Here is a 20,948-nt window from a genome sequence, read left to right on the forward strand (position 1 = left end):
GTTATGCCCATTTGAATTCTCTTGAGGTGTCGGTTGTCAATCGATTAGTAAATATTTCAGAGTGATTGTTTTCGTGTGACTCAACAGCAGCAACTAAACATCGCATACTATTCAGACCTACATTTGTATTAGGAAACTCTTTATTTGCAATCATTGCATCCCATACCTTGATAGTAGAGTCTATTAATTCACAAGGCTGTATTGTATAAGCGTTTTCTTCCGCCGGCATTCCATACCTTGTGGTTGGAAGCTCTTTAAATTCTGGTTTTCTACAAATCGTTCTAACAAAACCAGAGAGTTCATCGACTAGTACTTGACCATATTTGAATAGGTAAATGACTTGTAGACCATGGCCAGATTGAGATGAAAAATCAATATACATTTTAGTTCCGGTTTTATTTTTTACTAGCAATGAACCAGAGTAATCTTCAAATTGTGCACCTCGTGGATTGGGAACTTTTTCTTCTTCAAACCAAGCTTGGACGCTAATAATTTCTTGGTCAGTAAGATATCTAAACATCTCAAAATAATGACTGCCATTCATTGCCAAGCCAAAATTTGATCCACAGACGTTAATACTAGATAGTGGTCCAAACTCATTGGAGTTTATAATTCGCTTTATTTCTGTGTATTGCGGCAAAAACATCATTTGGTGGTTGATGGCAAGAACAGAACCATAATGATTACAGGCTTCTTCCATAGCAGTGACTTCATTTAATGATATCGCCATTGGCTTTTCGCACAGTATGTATTTCACCTGATTTTGAGCAGCTAAAATAGTGAAGTTAGCATGGGTTGGGGCTGTTGTGGCTATAACGATCGCGTTGGGTTTTGTAGATCTGATCATCTCTTTGGCGTCGGTAAAACATACGTTAGGAGAGATTCCAAACTTCTTTGATGTTTCTTCCAGGGCTGCAGTGGATATATCGACAATTCCAGATATTGCAGCCCCCATTTTCTGAATGGCTTCAATATGGCGTTGCCCCATTCTTCCTATGCCGATTACTCCGACGTTGAGATGATCTAAGTTCATTCTAATTTTTTCCGAAGGCTTCGATGTATTGTTTGGATGGTGGTATTATGCACATTTTTGTATAATTTAACAGAAGCAGGATAATTGTTTTTATTTTTGTGGTTGTTTTATTATCTTAGGGGCTGTCGATAACTTTAAATCGTATTAATAAGGAGGGTTTATACGTAGTGGATATTTTTAAAAAATTAAGTCGGTATTTTAATCTGAGTAAACCTATTCTTCGATCATTGAAAATTAAAGACACCTGGCGGAAATTACAGTCCTGTGATCTGTTGTTAATGGCCCATGAAAACGATAGAAGTTATGTCTTTGAGGGAAAACTCTACAGCCATATTATAGACTCCATAGCTTGGCTAATTCAAAAAAAACATCGCAGTTTAACAATCCAATCCCTCAGTTTACCGTTTTCTTATGTTAAACCACAGGGGGCTTATAACGCACCAAAATCATTAAATAGGGGTATGTTGTTTGCAAAGATAAGCTCCAAAATACTTAGATTGCTCCCATTCACCAAATCGTATCATTTGAGCTTTGAGCTAAGGCTATGGCTTAAGATCTTAAATAAATGCCAACCAAAGGCAGTGATTGCTGTTCAACCTCATCCTATGCTTTGTAAAGCATGTAGAGTAAAGGGTATACGGGTTTTTGATTATCAACATGGTTTAATTAATAACGAGATGCCTGAATATGGATTTGAAGGCAGAAATCGAACTTCTGAAGAATTTTTACCTACAGATTATTTATGTTGGGACAATAAAAGTGCATCGATAATAAAGAAGTGGGCTACTCAAAAGGGCATTAACACATTTGTTCATGGAAACCCGTGGTTGCTTCGTTTTATGATGCCGCAGGGCGATGACTTATTGGTATCAAAAGAGCTAGAGCACTTGAAGAATTTAGAAGAATACTCAATCTCATCAAAGGATAACCTAATTATTCTTGTGACTTTACAGGCTAATCCTGATATTTATTTTCCAGATTATTTTACTAAGAAGCAAATTATACAGTCCTCCTTAATTCAAGCCATTAATGAAACGAAAGCAAACATCACATGGCTAATACGATTGCACCCAATACAACAAAAGGATCCGATTACAAAAAATAAGATTGGGAATTTTTTTATGAACTATAGTAATGTAGAAATTGAAAATGCATCTAAGGTTGCTCTACCTGCGCTATTTTCAAAGATACATGCTCACATTACTTGGAATTCATGTGTTACTGTTGAAGCGGCTATAAATGGCATTCCATCTTTTGTAATGGATCCCCGCTTTACTGGCAATGAGAACGATCTTATGAATATTGACACATTCTTTTCCAATCTAGAAAATCTTAGCCTAGTTACTTTTGCTAAATCCTTAGACTGCTCAAAACAAATTATTCGCTGGACCCAAGAACTAAGCCTATCAGTACAGCAAAAGTCATCGCTGAATGCTTTTAATACGAATAAGTTTTTAAAAGATGTTGGATTAGCAGTTCAAGAAGTTTAAAATCACCTTAATTTTTAGAAATTACCGATAGAATGATATTGATGAGCGAATTTTAATTATGATTCATGTAATAGATTATAAAATTGGAAACATAGGCTCAGTAGTCAATATGCTTAACTATCTCGGTGCCAAAGTGGTTGTGGCAAATAGGCCGGAGGATATTGAAAAAGCAAGTAAATTAATCTTGCCGGGCGTTGGTGCATTTGATACAGGAGCAAACGCTTTAAAAAATACAGGATTCAATGATGCTATTTTAGAAGCTGTGCATGGGAGAAATGCGACTGTTCTGGGTATTTGTTTAGGAATGCAATTATTGATGGAGTACAGTGAAGAGGGGGATTGTCCTGGGTTAGGATTATTTGCTGGCGGAGTTAAAAAAATACCAGTGAATAATGAGAGTATGCGCATCCCTCATATGGGTTGGAACACCGTTGAAATCGTTAAAGCAAATTCCTTAATTAATAATTGTGGAGACGCTCAGCATAGATTTTATTTTGTTCATTCCTACTTTGTTGATTGTATTGACTCCCAGGACGTGATTGGTTTGACTTCCTATGGATCTAAATTTGCATCTATGATCGAGAAGGATAACGTTTTAGGAGTTCAATTTCATCCTGAGAAAAGCCATCGCTTTGGTAAAGAACTTTTTAGAAATTTTTTGGCAGCGTAGTGAATGATTAATACTCGAATTATACCTTGTTTGTTATTGTCCGATGGTGGGTTAGTTAAAACGGTAGGGTTTAAAAAACCTCAATATGTAGGCGATCCTATTAATGCGGTTAAAATCTTTAATGAAAAGGAAGTAGATGAGTTAATTCTCTTAGATATTGATGCTTCACCAAAAGCGAAAGAACCAGATTTTAATATAGTTACCGACATTGTTAGTGAGGCTTTTATGCCTATCGCCTATGGTGGGGGCATAAAAACGGTAGAGCAAGCTAAGCGAGTCATTAACTCAGGTGTCGAAAAGATCATTTTGAATTCCTCGGCTCTGGAAAATATTAATTTGGTAAATGAAGTTTCTACATGTCTAGGAGCATCAAGTACTGTTGTGGCAATTGACGTTAAGAAAGATTTATTTGGTCAATATCGGATTTTTAATCCAAGGACACGGAAATTAGACAAAAGACCTTTAAGAAAATACATTGATGAAATTGTGCAAGCTGGGGCTGGGGAGTTGATGATTAATGACATTGCTCGTGAAGGAACATACAATGGTTTAAATCTTAACTTACTTAAAGAGATTAATTCAATAATTAAATTACCATTGGTTATTTCGGGGGGGGCTGGTACTCTGGAGCACTTTGTTGAGGCTTCACGTTTAGGCGTGTCCGGAATAGCAGTTGGTAGCATGTTCATTTATATGGGAAGGCACCGTGCTGTGATGATTAACTACCCGTCCTACAATCAATTACAAGAGGTATTTGTTCATGCAAGCATATAGACAATGCAATCGATGTGTTATGGATACGACTGCAACAGATATCGTCTTTGATGAACATGGACATTGTAATTATTGCACGGATTTTGAAATTAAGTTGGGACGAGTTCAAAGTAAGTTAGTGGCTCAGAGTAATGCAAAAGAGGAGTTTATAAAGTCTATAAAAGAACAGAGGAGGGGAAAACAATACGATTGCATAGTTGGGGTGTCTGGAGGTGTTGATAGCTCTTATGTGCTGTATCTTGCTGTACAACATGGATTAAGGCCGTTGGCTGTACATCTGGACAATGGATGGAATTCAGAACTTGCCTCTCATAACATCGCCAATTTAGTTACTTCTCTTGGAGTTGATCTCTATACGCATGTGATCAATTGGAATGAAAATCGTGATCTTCAGCTTTCTTTTTTTAAAGCCAATGTAGTTGATATTGAAATGCTGATGGATAATGCCATGCTGGCCTTAAATTATAGGATGGCTGCTAAGAATAAAGTCAAATTCATACTATCAGGCTCAAATTCTGCAACTGAAGGAATGAATATGCCAAAAGGGTGGAATCATTTAAAGTTTGATGCAAGAAACATTAAGGCAATTCATAAGCAATTTGGCACTTTCCCTATCAAATCTCATCCACTGTTATCAACTACAGGATTTATTTGGTATGAGTTTGTGAAGAAAATTAAATGGATATCCTTTTTAGATTATTTTGATTATAAGAAAGATTTAGCTATCGAAACCTTAGTTAAAGAATGTAATTATAAACCTTATCCTTATAAACATTATGAGTCAGTTTTTACACGCTTTTATCAAGCCTACATTCTCCCTAAAAAATTTAATATTGATAAGCGAAAGTTGCATCTATCAACTCTAATTATCAGCGGCCAATTAAGTAGAAGTGATGCCATAAAATTATTAAATGAGCCAACGTATTCTTCTGATGAGTTAGAAAAACAGGATTTAAAATTTGTATTAAAGAAAATGGGCTTTAGTGAGCAAGAGTTTATGGACTATTTGCAGACTCCGAATAGGTCGCATAACAGTTATAAAACTGAAGAGCCGCTATGGAATGGTATGAAAAAACTATATAAATTAATCTATTGATCTAAATATTTTAGGCTTTTCATTTTAATTTTGATTTAGCGAAGGATGAATTCTTGCTAAGTTTAAAAATCTAGGAGCATAAAACTTGAAAGGAAGTTGTAGCGTCTGTGGTGAAGAATTACGCTCAGGCTATCAAGCGTGGCACTCTATTTGTAAGCAGTGTAAATATGAGAATGCCTCACTAATCCCCAAAATTAACCATGAATCTAATCATCAATTAATTGATGAAATACATAGAGAGAATGGGCTAAGAGAGTTACGGGTCAAAAATTTTAAAAATCTTGTAAAAAAAATTAAGAAGTTAACTTCAGAAAATTCACGAGCATTATTGGATGTAGGTTGCGCCCATGGATGGTTTTTAGAAGCTGCAAAAAATGATTTTAAAGTACTTGGGTTGGAGCCTGACACGAATATATTTGAGTTAACCTCTCAAAATAAATTCACAGTAAGGAACGGTTTTTTCCCGGACGAGATCAAGGAAAATGAAAGATTTGATGTGATAACGTTTAATGATGTATTTGAGCACATCCCCAATATTAAGGATATTCTTACATCATGTAATAAGTATTTAAATGACAAGGGATTGCTGGTGTTGAATTTGCCAAGCAGTAGAGGTGTATTTTATAAATTATCTAAGTGGTTTTGTAAAATTGGATTTTTGGGATTCTTTGAAAGATTATGGCAGAAGGATTTGCCTTCGCCTCATTTGCATTACTTCAATAAGTCGAACTTGATACAATTACTTAGAAAGAATGGTTTTCAAATTATAAAATCAGGAAGTATGCCAGCAATTCGATTTTCAGGACTCTATTCAAGAATAAACTATACAGGTAATTACAATATAGTATTGAAAATACTCATCTATTTGGGAGTACTTTGTCTGTTACCTTTTCTTCTTATTTTACCGAAAGATGCAATTTATGTTATCGCAAGTCCCAAATAAAAGGTAGTGACATGGATTTGTTGAAAGTAGTATTAATTTATTGTGAGTTTGTAGGGTTGGGGCTTATATTAAGGCGTTATATAGCGGTTCCCTTATACCTTTCGCCACCAATTATTGTTAGTATAATTGTTATATTGATTTACTTTTTGGGTTTTATTTTTTCAATAAAATCGATAGCAATATTTCTGCATCTCATTGGCCTAGCCTCCTTTATTTGGGTTTCAGTACCACAGCTTAAGCAAGTCTTATTAAATAAAGATGTAGGGTATATCAATAAAACCTTCATGTCTTATTTCCTGAGTGGGCTGATTATCCTTCTTGTATTTTTTTTACTTGATCACAAGGGAGAATTTGTATCATGGGATGAATTTTCTCACTGGGGATCTGTTATCCGTACCTTTTATGAAGCGGGGTCTTATAATGTAAATCCTAATCCTTTGTATTGTCAGGATTATCCCCCAGGCACAGCACTATTTTCTTATTATGTATTGCTTTTGCTAGGTTACACAGAAGGACATGCTTTTTTTTCCTTTTCCTTATTGTTACTTTGCTATGTGACTCCTTTGGTTATTTTTGCTTCAAGAATTAAAGTTCTTTTAGGGGTTTTTATATCCATAGTGCTCTTGTATCTAGGATTTGCATTAGGAAATGGCTGGGCTAGTGTCTTAATTGATCATGTTTTATCTTTTGGCCTAGCGGGCATTATAATCTTTTATTACTTATCTCATGGTAAATTTAATCACTTAATATTTATTCCATTTATGTTAGGAGCCTTGGTACTTTTTAAACATGTTGGAATGAATTTAGCCCTTTTTGCAGCAGTTATATGCTCTTTGGATCTGATTATTTTTAAATTCGGCACAAAAAATAATTCATTAAGCCCGCCTAAGGAGATTTTTAATTCAGTTAAGTACTTCTGTTGGTTTTTACTCTTATTTGGTTTTCCACTATTAACAAACCTGAGTTGGAAATATTTTGTGCAGTACAACAATTTGATATCAACCTGGGGTAATTTGTCTCTAGGTCTTTTTTTTAAGAATAGCTTGTCGTGTTGTTCGACCCCAAGAGAAATTGAAGTTGCTGGTAAATTTTTTGCAACATTTTTTGATCTTGGAAAACCATATTCTGAGCCTTTATCAATAATGAACTATAGTAAGGATGCTATAGCAAGAGTAAACTGGATGCACTTATTGTTCCATAGTCCAAATTACAATGTAGCCAAAGTTATAATAAGTTTGGGTTTTTGGGGAATTTTGGGGGCAAGTTTATTTCAGACGAGTCTAAAAACGACTAGATATATTCTGTTAAACCTAGAGTTTTTATTTTGTACATTATTATATAGTGGTTCCTTACTCTTAGCTTATTTATATGGATTTTCTGATTATGAAGCAAAGATCCTGACTTCATTTCAACGATATCATAATGTATTTCTGTTAGCTTGGAGTATTATACTATTGTATGTGTATGCGGAATTAATGAATGAAAGTGCATCAAAAACTAAGCAATGGATTGTCACAATAATCGTATTAGGTATTTCTGTCTGGTCACTTTATTCTGCTACCCCCTATGTTAAAAGCTATGTTAAACATGGAGCATGGCCTGCCTCAGTGCAAAGGAATGAAGTTAGAAATGTCATAGAACATTTAAATTTAAAAACAAAAATTCCGCTTAAAGCCAAAGTATATATAGCCTGGTATGGCTCAAATGGGTGGGAATTTTGGATGACGAAGTATGAATTATTACCGCGAATGACTAATGTATTTTGCTTTTCACTCGGTCCTAAATTAAATCCAGATGATATGTATACCTGTCAGTTTGAGACTAAATTAATTAGGAATTATGATTATTTGTTCATTGGAAAGGGGCTGCAAGTGTTAAAGCAAAATTATTCTCCTTATTTTGATAATGTTCCAGATAATGTGGATGAAGGTTTACTGAAAATTGAGAAAAGAGCAAATAACATAAGTCTAGAATACATCCAGCAATGAGAGTACTTTCCTATGCCAATCGATAAAATAATATTATGTTTACTCTGCGCTTTTGGAAGCGCTAGTGGCCAACTATTAATGAAGGTTTCAGGGCTTGCCTGGAAACGATCAGGAAACTTTTATGATACAGCTGTTTTATTTACAATAGCGACTTCTTTTTTAGTGTATGCAATCACCTCATTAGGCTGGGTATACATATTGAAAAATACTCCCTTGTCTTTGGCTTACCCCTTTTTAGCGATGACATTCATTTTAATTCCAATTGCAGACTATTATTTTTTTAATCAGACCTTTGATTGGAAGGATGGAGTTGCTGCATTGTTTATTATTACTGGCATATGTATCATTTCAATGGGACGAAGTTCGACTTAGGTATTAGAGAATATGAAGGAAAATGACCAAACATTAATTATTGAGTTGAATGAATTTAATTTAGATCTCTTAAAGTTTGCAGCAGAATCTTTAGATTTAAAAAATATTAAAAGGATTTTGTCCTTTCAAAATGGGACAACGATTGCTGATCAGCTGAGAGAACATCAAGGATTAGATCCTTGGGTACAATGGGTTTCAGTTCACTCAGAGTCACCTTCACAGGTACATGGCGTTATTCGTTTAGGTGATGTTTCAAAATTAGAATTGACGCAAGTATGGGAGCGTTTAGGCAAGGCAGGTATTACCACTGGCGTTTGGGGTGTGATGAATGCTTCTAGAAATAATTGCCCCAAAAATGAATATTTTATTGCAGATCCTTGGACATATACTGAATCGGCCTATCCACCTGAGCTAAATCAATTTTTAGCATTACCCGTTTATTTTGCCAAAAATTATTTGGATCTTTCCATCGGAGCATTATTAAAAAGTGGTTTAAAAACATTTTTCTTTGTGTTGCGTAATATCAATTTTCTATCTTTACTTTCAGACTTTGCATTTCTTTTTAAAGGGTTGCTTAAAATTAAAAAAATTGGAACAAGTTTTCTCTTTTCGGCTTATGAATTAATAGCAACACGAGTTTTTGCTAAATACAAAAAGAAATTTAATCCTAAGGTTAATTTTATTTTTATAAATTCCATAGCTCATTTCCAGCATCATGACTGGCATGAGACAGAGTCATTAAATAAAACAATGACTTTTGTGTTTAAATCAATTGATAGAATGCTAGAGATTATCTTGCCATCTAATGCGGAGAAGGAAAGGGTATTGGTATTGAGTGCATTATCGCAAGAAAATGTATCAAATGAAAGCTTCTATTGTTATAGGCAAATTAATCCAACTAAATTTTTAAATTCTATTGGAGTGAATTTTTCCCATGTAGAGCAGTGTATGACCAATGATGGTCATGTCTTTTTTCTGCAAGAAGATGAAAGAGATAGGGCTGCAGAAATTTTATCAAAAGCCAAAGTGAAAGGCCAATGTGCCTTTTTTGTAGAAATTGATAAAGAGAATCCGTGCAAGTTATTTTATCAAGTAGCTGTTTGGGATAAATTAGAAGAAAGTGCTATGCTAAAATTTGAGCACTTTGAAATCCCCTTTTATAGTCAATTTGCAATTTATGCTAAAAGAACAGGAGCTCATATACCTGTTGGACACTATTTTGCTCATGGAATTTCATTTCCTGAACAAGTGAAAAATAGTGATGTGTTTAGTTATGTCTGGGCTAAGTGAATAATAAATGGAAAACACAGAGCATTTAAAAATACTAAATAGGGCAGTTCAAAGGCAAGTGAATGAGACTCAACCTAAAATTGCTGTTATTATTCCTAGCTATAAGGTAAAGCACCACATACTAGATGTTATAAATGCTATAGATAGTGAAGTTTGCGCAATCTATATAGTGGATGATAACTGCCCTGAACAAACAGGTGACTTTGTCGTTTCAAACAATTTTGATCCAAGGGTGAAGGTATTAAAAAATGATCATAATCTAGGAGTAGGTGGGGCAGTAATGAGAGGTTATGCCGAAGCTATTCTTGAAGGTGCGGACATTTTAGTAAAGATTGATGGCGATAATCAGATGGATCCCAAATTAATACCTGTGTTTGTAGCTCCAATCCTAGCTGGTGATGCTGATTACGCCAAAGGAAATCGTTTTTCAGATCCAGAGTCATTGGCAAAAATGCCTAAATTACGCTTATTTGGTAATGCAATATTATCCTTTTTGACAAAATTGTCTTCTGGATATTGGAATGTTTTTGACCCAACTAATGGATATACCGCTCTACATGCAAGAGTAGCTGAGAGGATTCCATTTCATAAAATTAGTAAGCGTTACTTTTTTGAAACAGATCTATTATTTAGACTAAATAGTTTAGGTGCTGTTGTAGTAGATATTCCTATTGCAGCTGTCTATGAAGACGAGAAAAGCAATATGAAAATCTCTAGGATCATACCTGAATTTATAATCAAGCACTTACGTAATTTTGCAAAGAGAATTGTTTATCGTTATATTTTACGTGATTTCTCAATGGCATCTATAGAATTATTGATAGGACTTTTCCTGCTAGGATTTGGGGTGTGTTATGGTGGGTATCGTTGGTATTTATCCTCGATAGGCGTATTGCCAGCTCCTCCAGGTGCGGTGATGCTTGCAGCATTACCAGTAATAATAGGGATGCAGTTTTTATTAGCATTTTTTCATTACGATATTTTGTCCGTACCCAAAAGGGCATTGCATCCTAATTATTCTTTATGGCGGTCAATCCAAGAAAAAATAAAAAAATAGAAAAGTACAAAAATAAAAGATGAAGCTTTTTAATTTAAGCTTAGATCATTTCTTATGTTAAACTGGTTTGATTGAGTTGAGAAAATATCCTTATGAATTTTGCTCTAGTTACAATATTGTTGTTTATCTCTTGTGTATTCACAAAATTATTTTGTGAAAAAGCATTAAACACAAGACTTATGGACAAACCAAATGAACGCTCCTTACATGTAAGTCCTACTGTTAGAGGAGGAGGGGTAATTTTTATCGGATTAGCTGTTGTTTCAATCCCCATCATAAGTTATGTAACTGGTACATCTCTTCTAGAGCAATTGATTTGGTCGTTGTGTCTACTGTTATTGGCTGGGATTAGTTTTATGGATGATTGTTATCAGCTATCAGCAAGATTGAGGTTTATGATCCAATGTCTTATAGCCTTGATAACTGCAATGTATTTAAGGCCTTTAAAATTAGATTTTATTTTATTTACAGTTGAGAACGAATACATCATTGGCGTTTTCATATTCTTTATTGTCATTTGGTCAATAAATCATTTTAATTTTATGGATGGGCTAGATGGATTTTGTGCATCCCAAGCTGTTTTTATTCTACTGACGTATGCTTATTTTTACCATTTTTTTCCAGCATTATTTTATCAAGAATTTTGTTTGGTATTGGCTTCCGGAATATTGGGTTTTTTGATCTATAATTTTCCTCCAGCGAAATTATTTATGGGAGATGTTGGAAGCGCCTCCTTAGGATTTATTATCATAATAATTGCTTTAATTGCGCAGCAAAAATATCAAATACCTATATTGTATTGGTTTATTTTAAATAGTTTATTTTTATATGATTCAACCATTACTCTGGTTAGAAGGTTATTAAGGGGTGAGAAATGGTACTCGCCACATAGAAGTCACGCATATCAGCGAATCAAGCAGTATGGAATTTCTTCTCGAAAAATTCTTTTGGGGCAATTTGTGATTAATTCAAGCGTATTGGCTTTGACGTTCTTAATTGCAAATCATATGTTATCTATCTATTTAATAGTATGCCTGCAATTCAGTATTTTAACCCTAGTTTATATTTTAATAGAAAAACGATTTCCAATGTTTTAATACTAGAATTTCAATTTTCTGCAATTAATAAATACATTTCATTTACTCTATCTTATTGTTTTTATATATAGAATTTCTTAGAATAGCCTGTTTTACTGAACTCAGTATAATAAGAATTTTGTTCAAAAATTCACTATATTCTTAATATTCTGTTAATAATCAGAGTGTACAATATGAACCAAGCAGTGAATAATTGCTTAATATTTGTTCATTAAGTGGCCATCAAGAACACCATGGAAGCGTTCTATGGAATAGTGGGTGGTTGCAGTGTTAGGGAGATTATAAGTCATGTTAATTTTGACCCGTCGTATAGGCGAAACGTTGATAATTGGTGATGATGTAAACATTACTGTGCTTGGCGTTAAAGGCAATCAAGTTCGTTTAGGTATCAATGCACCAAAAGACGTATCTGTACATCGTGAAGAAATTTATTTACGTATACAACAAGAGAAAGAATCCGACGATTCTGAACAAACAGCATAAATCGATTTCAACGCAGCTCATCCAGTTCCGAGCACTTAACAATGCTCGGGACAAACTCAATCCCGCAAATACACTTCTAAGCAATCATAGCGCTACTTAAAGACGTATCACCTGACGATAAATAATGGGTATTGCCTTGTGTATCTACTACTATTAATTGACCAAATTGATTAATGCCTTTCGCAATCCCTGTGATGCTTCCTGTTGATTGAGAAACAGTGATCGCTTGGTTATAGAGGTAATCAACTTGTTTCCATTCATTCAAAAAATAATTTAAATCAGAATTCATGAATTGATCGATATACCTTTCTATAACAGTTAACAAATTAGCGATAATGAAATTTCGATCGAATTGCTTATTGTATATTTCATACAGAGAACACCAAGGCCTATCAAAGGGCATGACACTCTCAGGGTCGAGGTTCACGTTTAAGCCCACGCCGATAATCACTTGTGCGCTGCCATTGGTTTCGGCAATTATTTCTATCAGGCTGCCGCATAATTTCTTCTCGTTCCATAAAATATCATTAGGCCATTTTATGTGGATGTCTTCATCGAGATGCAATTGCTTGAGCGACGCTAAGACAGCCAAACTTGTGATAAGACTTAGTCCTGACAGTTTGCCCAGATCACATTGTAAGTTCCATCGACTTGAGCAGTAAATATTATCACCAAAAGGAGAGTGCCATTGCCTACCAAAACGTCCTTTTCCATGCGTTTGGATTTCAGCACAACAGATATCTATGTCATGGCTTTGAGGACGATCTTTGAGGTAGCGATTTGTCGAATCGATTTCAGTAAATGTTTGAATGGAAAACGGACGCTTAAAGCCCAATTTGCAGAGTTCAAAAGTCATCTTCTCAGCGTTTAAAAGCTCTATGGGTTTTGGAAGCTGATATCCTTTATGTTGCACATGAATAACTGGAACACCTAATTCGTTCAGATGGTTGATCTGTTTCCAAATTGCGGAACGGCTTACACCAATGGCTTTACCTAATTCATTCCCAGTGTGGCATTTGCCATCACTTAATAAGTTCATTAGTGCGAGTTGGGAAGAATTAAATTGATACATAAGTTAAAACTGCAAACTAACATTTTGGTGCAACTGAACGACTGCATGTCGTATTTCTCTAACAGTGGGATGATGGCACAAAGCCCCAGCACATCCGACTTTAGGCATAAAGGAGCGCAGTTGCCAAGTTGTATTATGTAATGGGTCATCCACTAGTTGTTTGGTGGGGATGGTTGTTGGGACATGAAACTCTTTGGTTGGGTATGCTAATCCAAGTCCAGAAGCCTTAATAAACGCCTCCTTTTGCGACCAAATATGAAAAAATAGAGCAGGCTTTATAGCCTTAGGAGCGTTCATAAAATCTTGAAGTTCGAGCTCCGAAAAGGAAATTTTAGCGATACCTTCATAAGCTCTGGCTGAAAATTGCTCGATATCAACTCCAAGAGGGTAGCTTTTTCCAACTGCGAGTATGGCTAAATCACCCGTATGGCTGATATTGAATTGCAGTTTTTGAGAGCTGATTACACTTGGTTTTCCATGGTTGTTAAAAGTAAATTCCAATCGTTCGGGGGCAATGTGTAAGTAACGGGAGAGAATCACACGCAAAGTGGCTCTAGCAGTAGTAAAACGCCTTTTGTGCTGGCTAAAATAGAACCGATTTGCCCTGGAGTGCTCATCTTCATTGAGTAATTGTTCTGCACCATGGAATTCATCTTCTAATGAAAATTGCCATAGATCGATGCGTGACTCATTAAGAATACAGTGTTCTGTATTGAGTGGTGTGAATCCTGTGATTATCATCTGTCCTTTCTGGAATCTGGCGTCTATTTTCGGTTCAGAGTATTATATACCCAAGATAATGCAAATTGCGACTTTTATCCGGATGCTTTTTTGCATAAAATATTGCATTTTTCAGTATCTTGGGTATATACCCGATTTAATTAATTGACTATAAGAGTAATCAATGAGTAGACAGTTTTTGGATTTTGAACAACCTATTGAAGAGTTAAACCAAAAAATTGAAGCACTTCGCATGGTTGGTAGTGATAATCAAGTGAATCTCGGAGAGGAAATTGCTCGATTGGAGTCAAAATGTTCCGAGCTAACCGCCAATATTTTTTCCAAATTAGAGCCCTGGCAAATCGCTCAACTGGCTCGGCATCCATTGCGTCCTCAAACCACGGATTATATTGAGCGAATTTTTTCTGATTTTCAGGAATTGCACGGGGATCGAAGTTGTTCTTCTGCGCCAGCAATCATTGGTGGGATTGCCCGTTTGAATGGTGAACCTGTCATGGTAATGGGACACCAAAAGGGCAAACGGACCAAAGAAAAAGTATATCGTAATTTTGGTATGGCAAGACCAGAAGAATACCGAAAAGCCTTGCGTTTGATGAAAATGGCTGAAAAATTCAAGTTACCGATCGTTACTTTTATAGATACGGCAGGGGCTTATCCTGGAATAGGTGCTGAGGAGCGTAACCAGTCTGAAGCTATTGCACGTAATTTATACGAGATGTCTCGCTTAAAAACCCCAATTATTTGTATTGTGACAGGGGAAGCTGGTTCGGGTGGTGCATTGGCGATAGGGGTTGGTGATCGAGTAATCATGTTGCAATTTAGTATCTATTCAGTGATCTCTCCAGAAGGTTGTGCATCGATTCTTTGGAAGGATGCAGCAAAAGCAAGCGAAGCAGCAAGGGCTATGGGCATCACTGCAGATAGAATTTATGAAAATAAATTGGTAGACATGGTGGTGGCTGAGCCACTTGGCGGTGCTCACCGTAATATCGATGAAATGGCAAATCGATTGAAAGAGATATTAGTCAAAGAGTTTAAAGCTCTAGGCTCAATGTCTTTAAGCCAACTTATCGATGAACGCTATAAGAAATTCATGAAGATGGGGGCCTGTGACTAAGAATTTATTGAGCAACTCTTGGATCACGCACTTCGAAACCTATAGGAAAGTAGTCGTAGGGTTTAGCGCAGGGCTAGACTCTACGGTCCTCTTGCATACACTTTCTTCTTTACCCACGTTAAAAAACAAATTATTAGCAGTGCACATTAATCATGGTATAAGTCCTAAGGCCAACGTTTGGCAAGATCACGCTGAACAAATAAGTAAAGGCTTAGGCGTTGAATTTAAAGCCCAATCCATCAAGTTTAGTCGTGATGCAAACATTGAAGCTCAAGCAAGAGCAGCGCGTTATGACTTTTTTTATAGCATAATTTCAAAACAAGATTGTTTAGTGCTTGGTCACCATAAAGATGATCAAGTGGAAACTTTATTATTGCAACTTTTTAGGGGGGCTGGCATAGAGGGTTTAAGTGCTATGAAGGAGATTAGCACATCAGAATCCATAAGCATTGCCAGACCTTTTTTACAGTGTTCTCGAAAGGATTTAGAGAGGTATGCTCTAGAGCATGAATTGGCTTGGGTAGAAGATGAGAGTAATAGTGACACCAGGTATTCCAGAAATTTCTTACGTCACTCAATGATTCCATTGATCGAGGAAAAGTGGCCAGGAGCAAAAGATAGTATTGCCAGAGCAGCTGATCATTGCCAGGAAGCAGCTAAAAATCTAGAGGAACTAGCAATCATGGATTGTCCTAATCTACTAAACAAAGAAAAGGAATTGGTTTTAACCGATATTCGTGATTTAAGTTCTTCTCGCATGATTAATGTACTTAGGTATTGGCTCAAAGGAAATGCGGTTCTAATGCCACCAACCGTTATTTTGCATCGTGTGCTTGACGAAGTGCTTAAGGCAAAAACTGATGCGCAGCCCCTTGTAGAATGGGATAGGGTGAAAATTAGGCGGTACAAAGACACGCTATATTTAGAAAGTTCCAAAACAAATGAATCGGTTAAATTAGATATCACCGTCGAGGCTCTAGTACAAGATGCTATTTCCAAGGGTATGTTTGTTCCTGAAAATGCTGAAATAGAAGTCAAATATCGACAGGGGGGAGAGCGGTTCATTTGGCATGGGCAAACTAAATCCCTGAAAAAACTATTCCAAGAATGGGGTGTTCCACCATGGAATAGAGATAAAATTCCTTTAATATATATTAACCATCAGTTAGCTGCTGTGGGTAGTTATGCTATAAGCGATGTTTTTTATAAAGCATTTTAACGCTGTAATTTTCTCGCACAAAACCAATTAAACAACTCATAACTGCACTTAAGAAAGTGAAAATGGATATCCATTTACCTTTTTCATAGCTTGGACTTGTGAAGGTAAGCTCAATATTCTTAGCTCCTTCTTGTAAAGGAACGCCAATCAAAACGAGATTTGCCCGTACAGGGGTAACCTTTTTATCATCAACAGCAGCAACCCACCCAGGATAATAGTTCTCAGAGACAATAAGCATCGAGTCGGCTGGAGCTGGCTTACTCAACTCAAGTAAAATTCTGCCTGGGGTATATAGTTTGGTATGAACTTTTATTTGAAGTGCTTCGGGCACTGTCTTCATTGCTTTGGTTTTCAAATTGAAGTCTGGGCTAATCAAAGCGAGCCGGTCTAGTGGAAAATCTGATCTGCCTAAAGCTTCAGTGGTATTGTTATCGGGAAATTCTAAAACTCCAGGGGCTATCCAGGCGAATGGGTGATGAATTGGTAGCTTATAAAGAGATACATCGGTCCCAGCACTGTTGGTTATTGGGCCTATGATTTTTTTTATGCCTGGGAAAGAGATTGATTCCGCATTTGTCAAAATATAATTTGTGTTGGTGAGAGCCAATGAAGTTGGATTAACAAGTCGGTTTGCATCTTGAAAAAAACGATAGCGGCTAATTTCATTGCCATGATATCCCAAAGTGAGTCGAATGTGATGTATCATTAAACCATCCCAGTGAAGATAGGGATCTCTATCAGAGAGTTTATTGTTAACCGTAGCCTCTGCAATGACTCTAGATGGTTCTTTTAAGTGTTTTAGATAATCAATGATAGGATCTGAACTAAATACTTGTTTTGCAGGTGGAGTACTCCTCCAATAAAATCTATCAATCGACCAAAGATCTAAAATACAAACGAGAACAAGAAAGATACTGCTTGCAGATGTGAATTTTTTATTACTCCCTACGGAGAATAAGGAAACAATAGTGAGCAGAGTAAAAACTAGACTTCTAATAGCCCCAATTTGAAGTTCATTTGCTCCTACCTCTACTTTACTAATGGATTGACTATCACTGAGACGCTGTGCAAATTGAGATAGCATCCCGGACAAGGCAAATAAGGTGATGATTGAGGCAATAATCAACCAACCTATGAGAAATTTTTTATTTACTGCATGATTAATGGCTTGCTCAACTCCAATGGATGCCAGCATAGCTATAGCAAAGGAAGTAACAAAGAAGATTGAACTAGGTGATCGAAAGAATTTATTTCCTGGGATGAACTGATATACAAATTGGTAGAATGGAGTATATCTTCCTAGTGCCCAAAAGAGTGCTATTAACCCCACCCAAAACCAAAATTTATAGAAATTTCGACTTGCCTCCTTTAAGGTTGATCTAAAGCCTAGGGCAGCCAGAATCAGGATGGATACTCCAATATATTCACTGTGAAAATGGATTTGGTTACGTCCCCAATAGTTATCTAAAATGCCTGAGAACTGAGGTAAATAGAGATTAATTAGCTCCTCAATGGGAAATGAAAATTCAGTTGCCTGTTCATAATTTATACCGCCAGCTCGGGGTGACCAGGAGGTATATTCAAAAACTGGCAAATATTGAATGGCTCCTATACAGATGCCAAGAGATACAAAAGCAAGCGCTAAACACAAACGTTTAATGATTAGGCTGACAGGTGTGGTTTTTTCTTTGTAAATGCTATATACGAGATAAAGACTCCATGCTGCTGAAGAAATAAGCATGTACTGAAATAATTGTGGGTGAGGGGAAAGCACTGCTAAGCCAGTCGTAATAGAAATGAGCCCCCAGGCCCACTTTTTTCCATCACGAAGGGCGCAAGTTAACACAGCTAAAAGCATGGGGAAAAGTGCATTTACAAATAATTTTCCATCGTGTCCTGCTGACACGAGTGAAGAAACAAAACCGCTCATCATATAGGCTAATCCACCAACAAGGGCGGGGGTAAATGATGCTTTTATACTGATACGTAGAAATGCATAGGTCGCAATTCCACAAAGCAATAAATGCATAACCATTCCTAATGACATTGCAAGATCCACTGGCAAGAGAAGTCTTAGTAGAAATGTTGGATAGAAAATATCACCGTGCATTGCTGCGATGAAAGGCATTCCCCCTTGAAGATAGGGGTTCCATAAGGGGAGTTTGCCATTTTCAATAAAATAGGTTGCAGCAAAATTTCTGAATGCGTATCCTGCCTTGAATTGATCACTGTCAGGGTTAACTAAAAAATCCCCATACAAAATAGGCCAGGCAAGTGACATTACGCAAGCTAAATAAATGAACAGGGCCCACCAGTTAGTGTGTTTAGGCTCTTTGTTAACAGCGCTGTAACTCATTTGGATAAAACCTTGTTATAGAGATTCAAAAAAACCTGCGTGCACTTTGATTCTGTAAAGTGTTCCTGCATTTTTGACCGTCCTTCTCGTCCCATTTGTTCCAATAAACGGGAATTATTCATTAGCTCCATTATGTTTGTATTTAAAGAAGCTATGTCGCCTTCATTGACTAGAAAACCAGTTATTCCATCTTCAATGATGTCAGATAGCCCTCCAGATCGATAAGCTACAACCGGGGTTCCACAGAATAAAGCCTCAATTGCAACTAAACTCAATCCTTCATCTCGAGATGGCACAATAAGTAGTGAACTGGTTTGATATAACTGAGCTAGCTCATCTTGGCTCATTTGAGCATGCCAGCGAACTCGAGATGTTATGTTCAAGTGTTGAGCAAGAATTTTAAGCTTATGTTCATTAATTCCATCCCCAACAAGATCTAAGCTTATTGTATCAGGCAGATGCGCCAAAGCATTCAATAAATCAGAAACTCCCTTTTGTTCGTTGAGTCGACCTACAAATAAAAGAGAGGGTCGACGGGGGTATTTTCCCAGCTCAAAAATCTTAGTATTGATTGGCATAGGTATAATCGGTATTTGTAGATTTGGTACAACAGATATCGCTTTTCTCGACAACCATGAGCTGACAGAGGTGACCGCCGCAATTCGTTTTGCAATGTATGAAAATACCCGGATGGCTATTTTTGATGATAGAGCGAGCCTTAGGTCACTCCCATGAAGCGTGATAATAAGAGGGAGCTTTTTTGCAGCAAAGAAGCTTGAGATCCCATTAGGGATCCACCAATGCGCATGGATTAAATCAGGCTTAAATTCCTTAATAGTCTTTTTTATGCATCTATTTTGGGCAGTAAGCAGTCCTAAGAATGCGAGCTTTGATCTGTATTGGCTTTTTACCTGCTCAGCCATACTACCAGTGTATGCTAGACTTTCCCAACCGGAAGGGGCGTAGCGGAATCGTTTTACTTCAATTCCATCTAATTCTTCAGAATGCTTCAGGTTTTTTGCTGAAGGCGCAATAACTTTGATGAGACAACCTCTACCACTTAATGACTTTGCTAATCTGAAGAGAAATTCCCCGGCGCTATCACCAATATAACGTGGGAATGAATGGGTTATGAATAGGATTCGAAGTGGAATTTGATCATTCGGTTGTGTTTTTATGCTGGGAAATCCCATCTATCATCCTTTTTAACTCACGCTGCTCAGCTCTCAGTGCAGCAATTTGTTCACCTAAAATGCCTGTGACAAAAAACAAAGTGCCAATGCTCAAGCTAGTTTGAATAATCGCCCAAAATGGCCTAGTTCCTTGACCACTAATAAGTAACATGAAGCCGAAAAGGGTAGCCAGAAAAAACATGCAAGCCCCAAGAACCCCAAACGCTAAAAGTGGCTTTTGGCTGTGTTTAAGTTCAAACCAAACCGCTATCATGTCAAAGATTCCTTTAGGAATTCGAGATATCCCAAACTTAGACTGACCTTCATGGCGTGGATACAATGGGATTGGTACTTCGCTTACTGTAAACCCGTCATTTACAGCCACAGCAACCATATAGCGATGCCAATCTGGCCGATCTGGTTGTGTTTCCATGATTTCTCGGCGATAAGCTTTTACATTATTTAAATCGCGTACAGGTAGCTTGAATAATCGTTTTGATAACTTATTGTAAACTGTTGAAACAAAGGCCTTTTGGTATTTACCTTTTTTAAAGCCAGTCACTATATCTGATCTTCCTTCAATTATGGGCTGAACAAGACTGGGTAAATCCAGAGGGTTGAATTGTAAATCAGCGGGATAAAACACAAGAATTTTAGCATTTGATTCTTGATATCCTAATCGAAGAGCATTGGCAATACCCATACTTTTTCGTTGTCTCAAACTTCTTAAAAATGGGTATTGGGATTTCAGACTTTCAAGAACGTTTGGGGTCTCATCTACTGAACCATCATCGATAACCAGTACTTCAAATTGCTCGGGATGTTCTTGTATTACTTCAGAAAATAACTGAATCAGTAACGGTAGATTTTTTGCTTCATCCTTGGCTGGAATAATAACAGCAATCTCTTTTTGTTTTGGTAGGGAATCAGTTGTATTGTTTACTGTTAACATTGGGCTAAGACCCCATTCGTTTATCA

19 protein-coding genes are annotated in these 20,948 nt (G+C 36.6%); 13 read left to right on the forward strand and 6 right to left on the reverse strand.

Annotation, left to right across the window (positions count from 1 at the left end):
* Position 1 precedes the first annotated feature (1 nt).
* Complete coding sequence (locus Lwal_RS01195; protein ID WP_083500005.1) at positions 2-1,033, reverse strand: Gfo/Idh/MocA family protein; 1,032 nt, start codon at positions 1,031-1,033, stop codon at positions 2-4.
* Between the two features lie 167 nt (positions 1,034-1,200).
* On the opposite strand from Lwal_RS01195, the gene Lwal_RS01200 reads away from it, so the two are divergent.
* From Lwal_RS01200 to csrA, 11 genes are all read left to right on the forward strand, one after another.
* A complete protein-coding gene (locus Lwal_RS01200) occupies positions 1,201-2,523 on the forward strand; it encodes a glycosyltransferase family protein (RefSeq protein ID WP_058479107.1) in 1,323 nt (440 codons plus the stop codon).
* Between the two features lie 58 nt (positions 2,524-2,581).
* The gene (gene hisH / locus Lwal_RS01205; protein WP_058479108.1) at positions 2,582-3,193 is read left to right on the forward strand and encodes an imidazole glycerol phosphate synthase subunit HisH; all 612 of its coding nucleotides are present in this window, start codon (positions 2,582-2,584) and stop codon (positions 3,191-3,193) included.
* A 3-nt stretch (positions 3,194-3,196) separates the two neighbouring features.
* Positions 3,197-3,967: an AglZ/HisF2 family acetamidino modification protein gene (locus Lwal_RS01210; RefSeq protein WP_058479109.1), complete on the forward strand. Its 771-nt coding sequence runs from the start codon at positions 3,197-3,199 to the stop codon at positions 3,965-3,967.
* Positions 3,954-5,063 (forward strand): N-acetyl sugar amidotransferase, encoded by a 1,110-nt coding sequence (locus Lwal_RS01215; RefSeq protein ID WP_058479110.1) that lies wholly within the window; start codon positions 3,954-3,956, stop codon positions 5,061-5,063. Before Lwal_RS01210 ends, Lwal_RS01215 begins: the two co-directional genes overlap by 14 nt.
* Positions 5,064-5,148: 85 nt before the next feature.
* Complete coding sequence (locus Lwal_RS01220) at positions 5,149-6,006, forward strand: class I SAM-dependent methyltransferase (protein ID WP_058479111.1); 858 nt, start codon at positions 5,149-5,151, stop codon at positions 6,004-6,006.
* An 11-nt stretch (positions 6,007-6,017) separates the two neighbouring features.
* Complete coding sequence (locus Lwal_RS01225; protein ID WP_058479112.1) at positions 6,018-7,994, forward strand: hypothetical protein; 1,977 nt, start codon at positions 6,018-6,020, stop codon at positions 7,992-7,994.
* 12 nt (positions 7,995-8,006) lie between these two features.
* Entirely contained in the window at positions 8,007-8,366 is a 360-nt protein-coding gene (locus tag Lwal_RS01230; protein WP_058479113.1) for an EamA family transporter, read from the forward strand.
* Positions 8,367-8,378: 12 nt separating this feature from the next.
* Positions 8,379-9,656: a hypothetical protein gene (locus Lwal_RS01235; RefSeq protein ID WP_058479114.1), complete on the forward strand. Its 1,278-nt coding sequence runs from the start codon at positions 8,379-8,381 to the stop codon at positions 9,654-9,656.
* A 7-nt stretch (positions 9,657-9,663) separates the two neighbouring features.
* Positions 9,664-10,713 carry a glycosyltransferase family 2 protein gene (locus Lwal_RS01240; RefSeq protein WP_083500006.1) on the forward strand — a complete coding sequence of 350 codons (1,050 nt, stop codon included), beginning with the start codon at positions 9,664-9,666 and terminating at the stop codon, positions 10,711-10,713.
* A gap of 92 nt (positions 10,714-10,805) precedes the next feature.
* Positions 10,806-11,810: an MraY family glycosyltransferase gene (locus Lwal_RS01245; protein ID WP_095197499.1), complete on the forward strand. Its 1,005-nt coding sequence runs from the start codon at positions 10,806-10,808 to the stop codon at positions 11,808-11,810.
* A gap of 288 nt (positions 11,811-12,098) precedes the next feature.
* A complete protein-coding gene (gene csrA / locus Lwal_RS01250; RefSeq protein WP_058479115.1) occupies positions 12,099-12,293 on the forward strand; it encodes a carbon storage regulator CsrA in 195 nt (64 codons plus the stop codon).
* A 76-nt stretch (positions 12,294-12,369) separates the two neighbouring features.
* Here the strand turns inward: csrA and Lwal_RS01255 are convergent, their stop codons facing one another.
* Together Lwal_RS01255 and Lwal_RS01260 are read right to left on the reverse strand one after the other, a co-directional pair.
* Positions 12,370-13,365 (reverse strand): biotin--[acetyl-CoA-carboxylase] ligase, encoded by a 996-nt coding sequence (locus Lwal_RS01255; RefSeq protein ID WP_058479116.1) that lies wholly within the window; start codon positions 13,363-13,365, stop codon positions 12,370-12,372.
* A 3-nt stretch (positions 13,366-13,368) separates the two neighbouring features.
* A complete protein-coding gene (locus tag Lwal_RS01260) occupies positions 13,369-14,106 on the reverse strand; it encodes a 4'-phosphopantetheinyl transferase family protein (protein WP_058479117.1) in 738 nt (245 codons plus the stop codon).
* A gap of 163 nt (positions 14,107-14,269) precedes the next feature.
* On the opposite strand from Lwal_RS01260, the gene Lwal_RS01265 reads away from it, so the two are divergent.
* Entirely contained in the window at positions 14,270-15,223 is a 954-nt protein-coding gene (locus Lwal_RS01265) for an acetyl-CoA carboxylase carboxyltransferase subunit alpha (protein ID WP_058479118.1), read from the forward strand.
* A complete protein-coding gene (gene tilS, locus Lwal_RS01270; protein WP_058479119.1) occupies positions 15,216-16,442 on the forward strand; it encodes a tRNA lysidine(34) synthetase TilS in 1,227 nt (408 codons plus the stop codon). The genes Lwal_RS01265 and tilS overlap by 8 nt, the downstream gene beginning before the upstream one ends.
* Here the strand turns inward: tilS and Lwal_RS01275 are convergent.
* The 3 genes from Lwal_RS01275 to Lwal_RS01285 are packed head-to-tail and all read right to left on the reverse strand — an operon-like array spanning position 16,411 to position 20,922.
* Positions 16,411-18,798: a YfhO family protein gene (locus tag Lwal_RS01275; protein ID WP_058479120.1), complete on the reverse strand. Its 2,388-nt coding sequence runs from the start codon at positions 18,796-18,798 to the stop codon at positions 16,411-16,413. The two genes, tilS and Lwal_RS01275, sit on opposite strands and share 32 nt — an antisense overlap.
* Positions 18,795-19,991 (reverse strand): glycosyltransferase family 4 protein, encoded by a 1,197-nt coding sequence (locus tag Lwal_RS01280; RefSeq protein WP_058479121.1) that lies wholly within the window; start codon positions 19,989-19,991, stop codon positions 18,795-18,797. The genes Lwal_RS01275 and Lwal_RS01280 overlap by 4 nt, the downstream gene beginning before the upstream one ends.
* Positions 19,957-20,922 carry a glycosyltransferase family 2 protein gene (locus Lwal_RS01285; protein WP_058479122.1) on the reverse strand — a complete coding sequence of 322 codons (966 nt, stop codon included), beginning with the start codon at positions 20,920-20,922 and terminating at the stop codon, positions 19,957-19,959. The genes Lwal_RS01280 and Lwal_RS01285 overlap by 35 nt, the downstream gene beginning before the upstream one ends.
* Positions 20,923-20,948 lie beyond the last annotated feature (26 nt).

Source organism: Legionella waltersii (assembly GCF_001468085.1).
Taxonomy (GTDB): domain Bacteria; phylum Pseudomonadota; class Gammaproteobacteria; order Legionellales; family Legionellaceae; genus Legionella; species Legionella waltersii.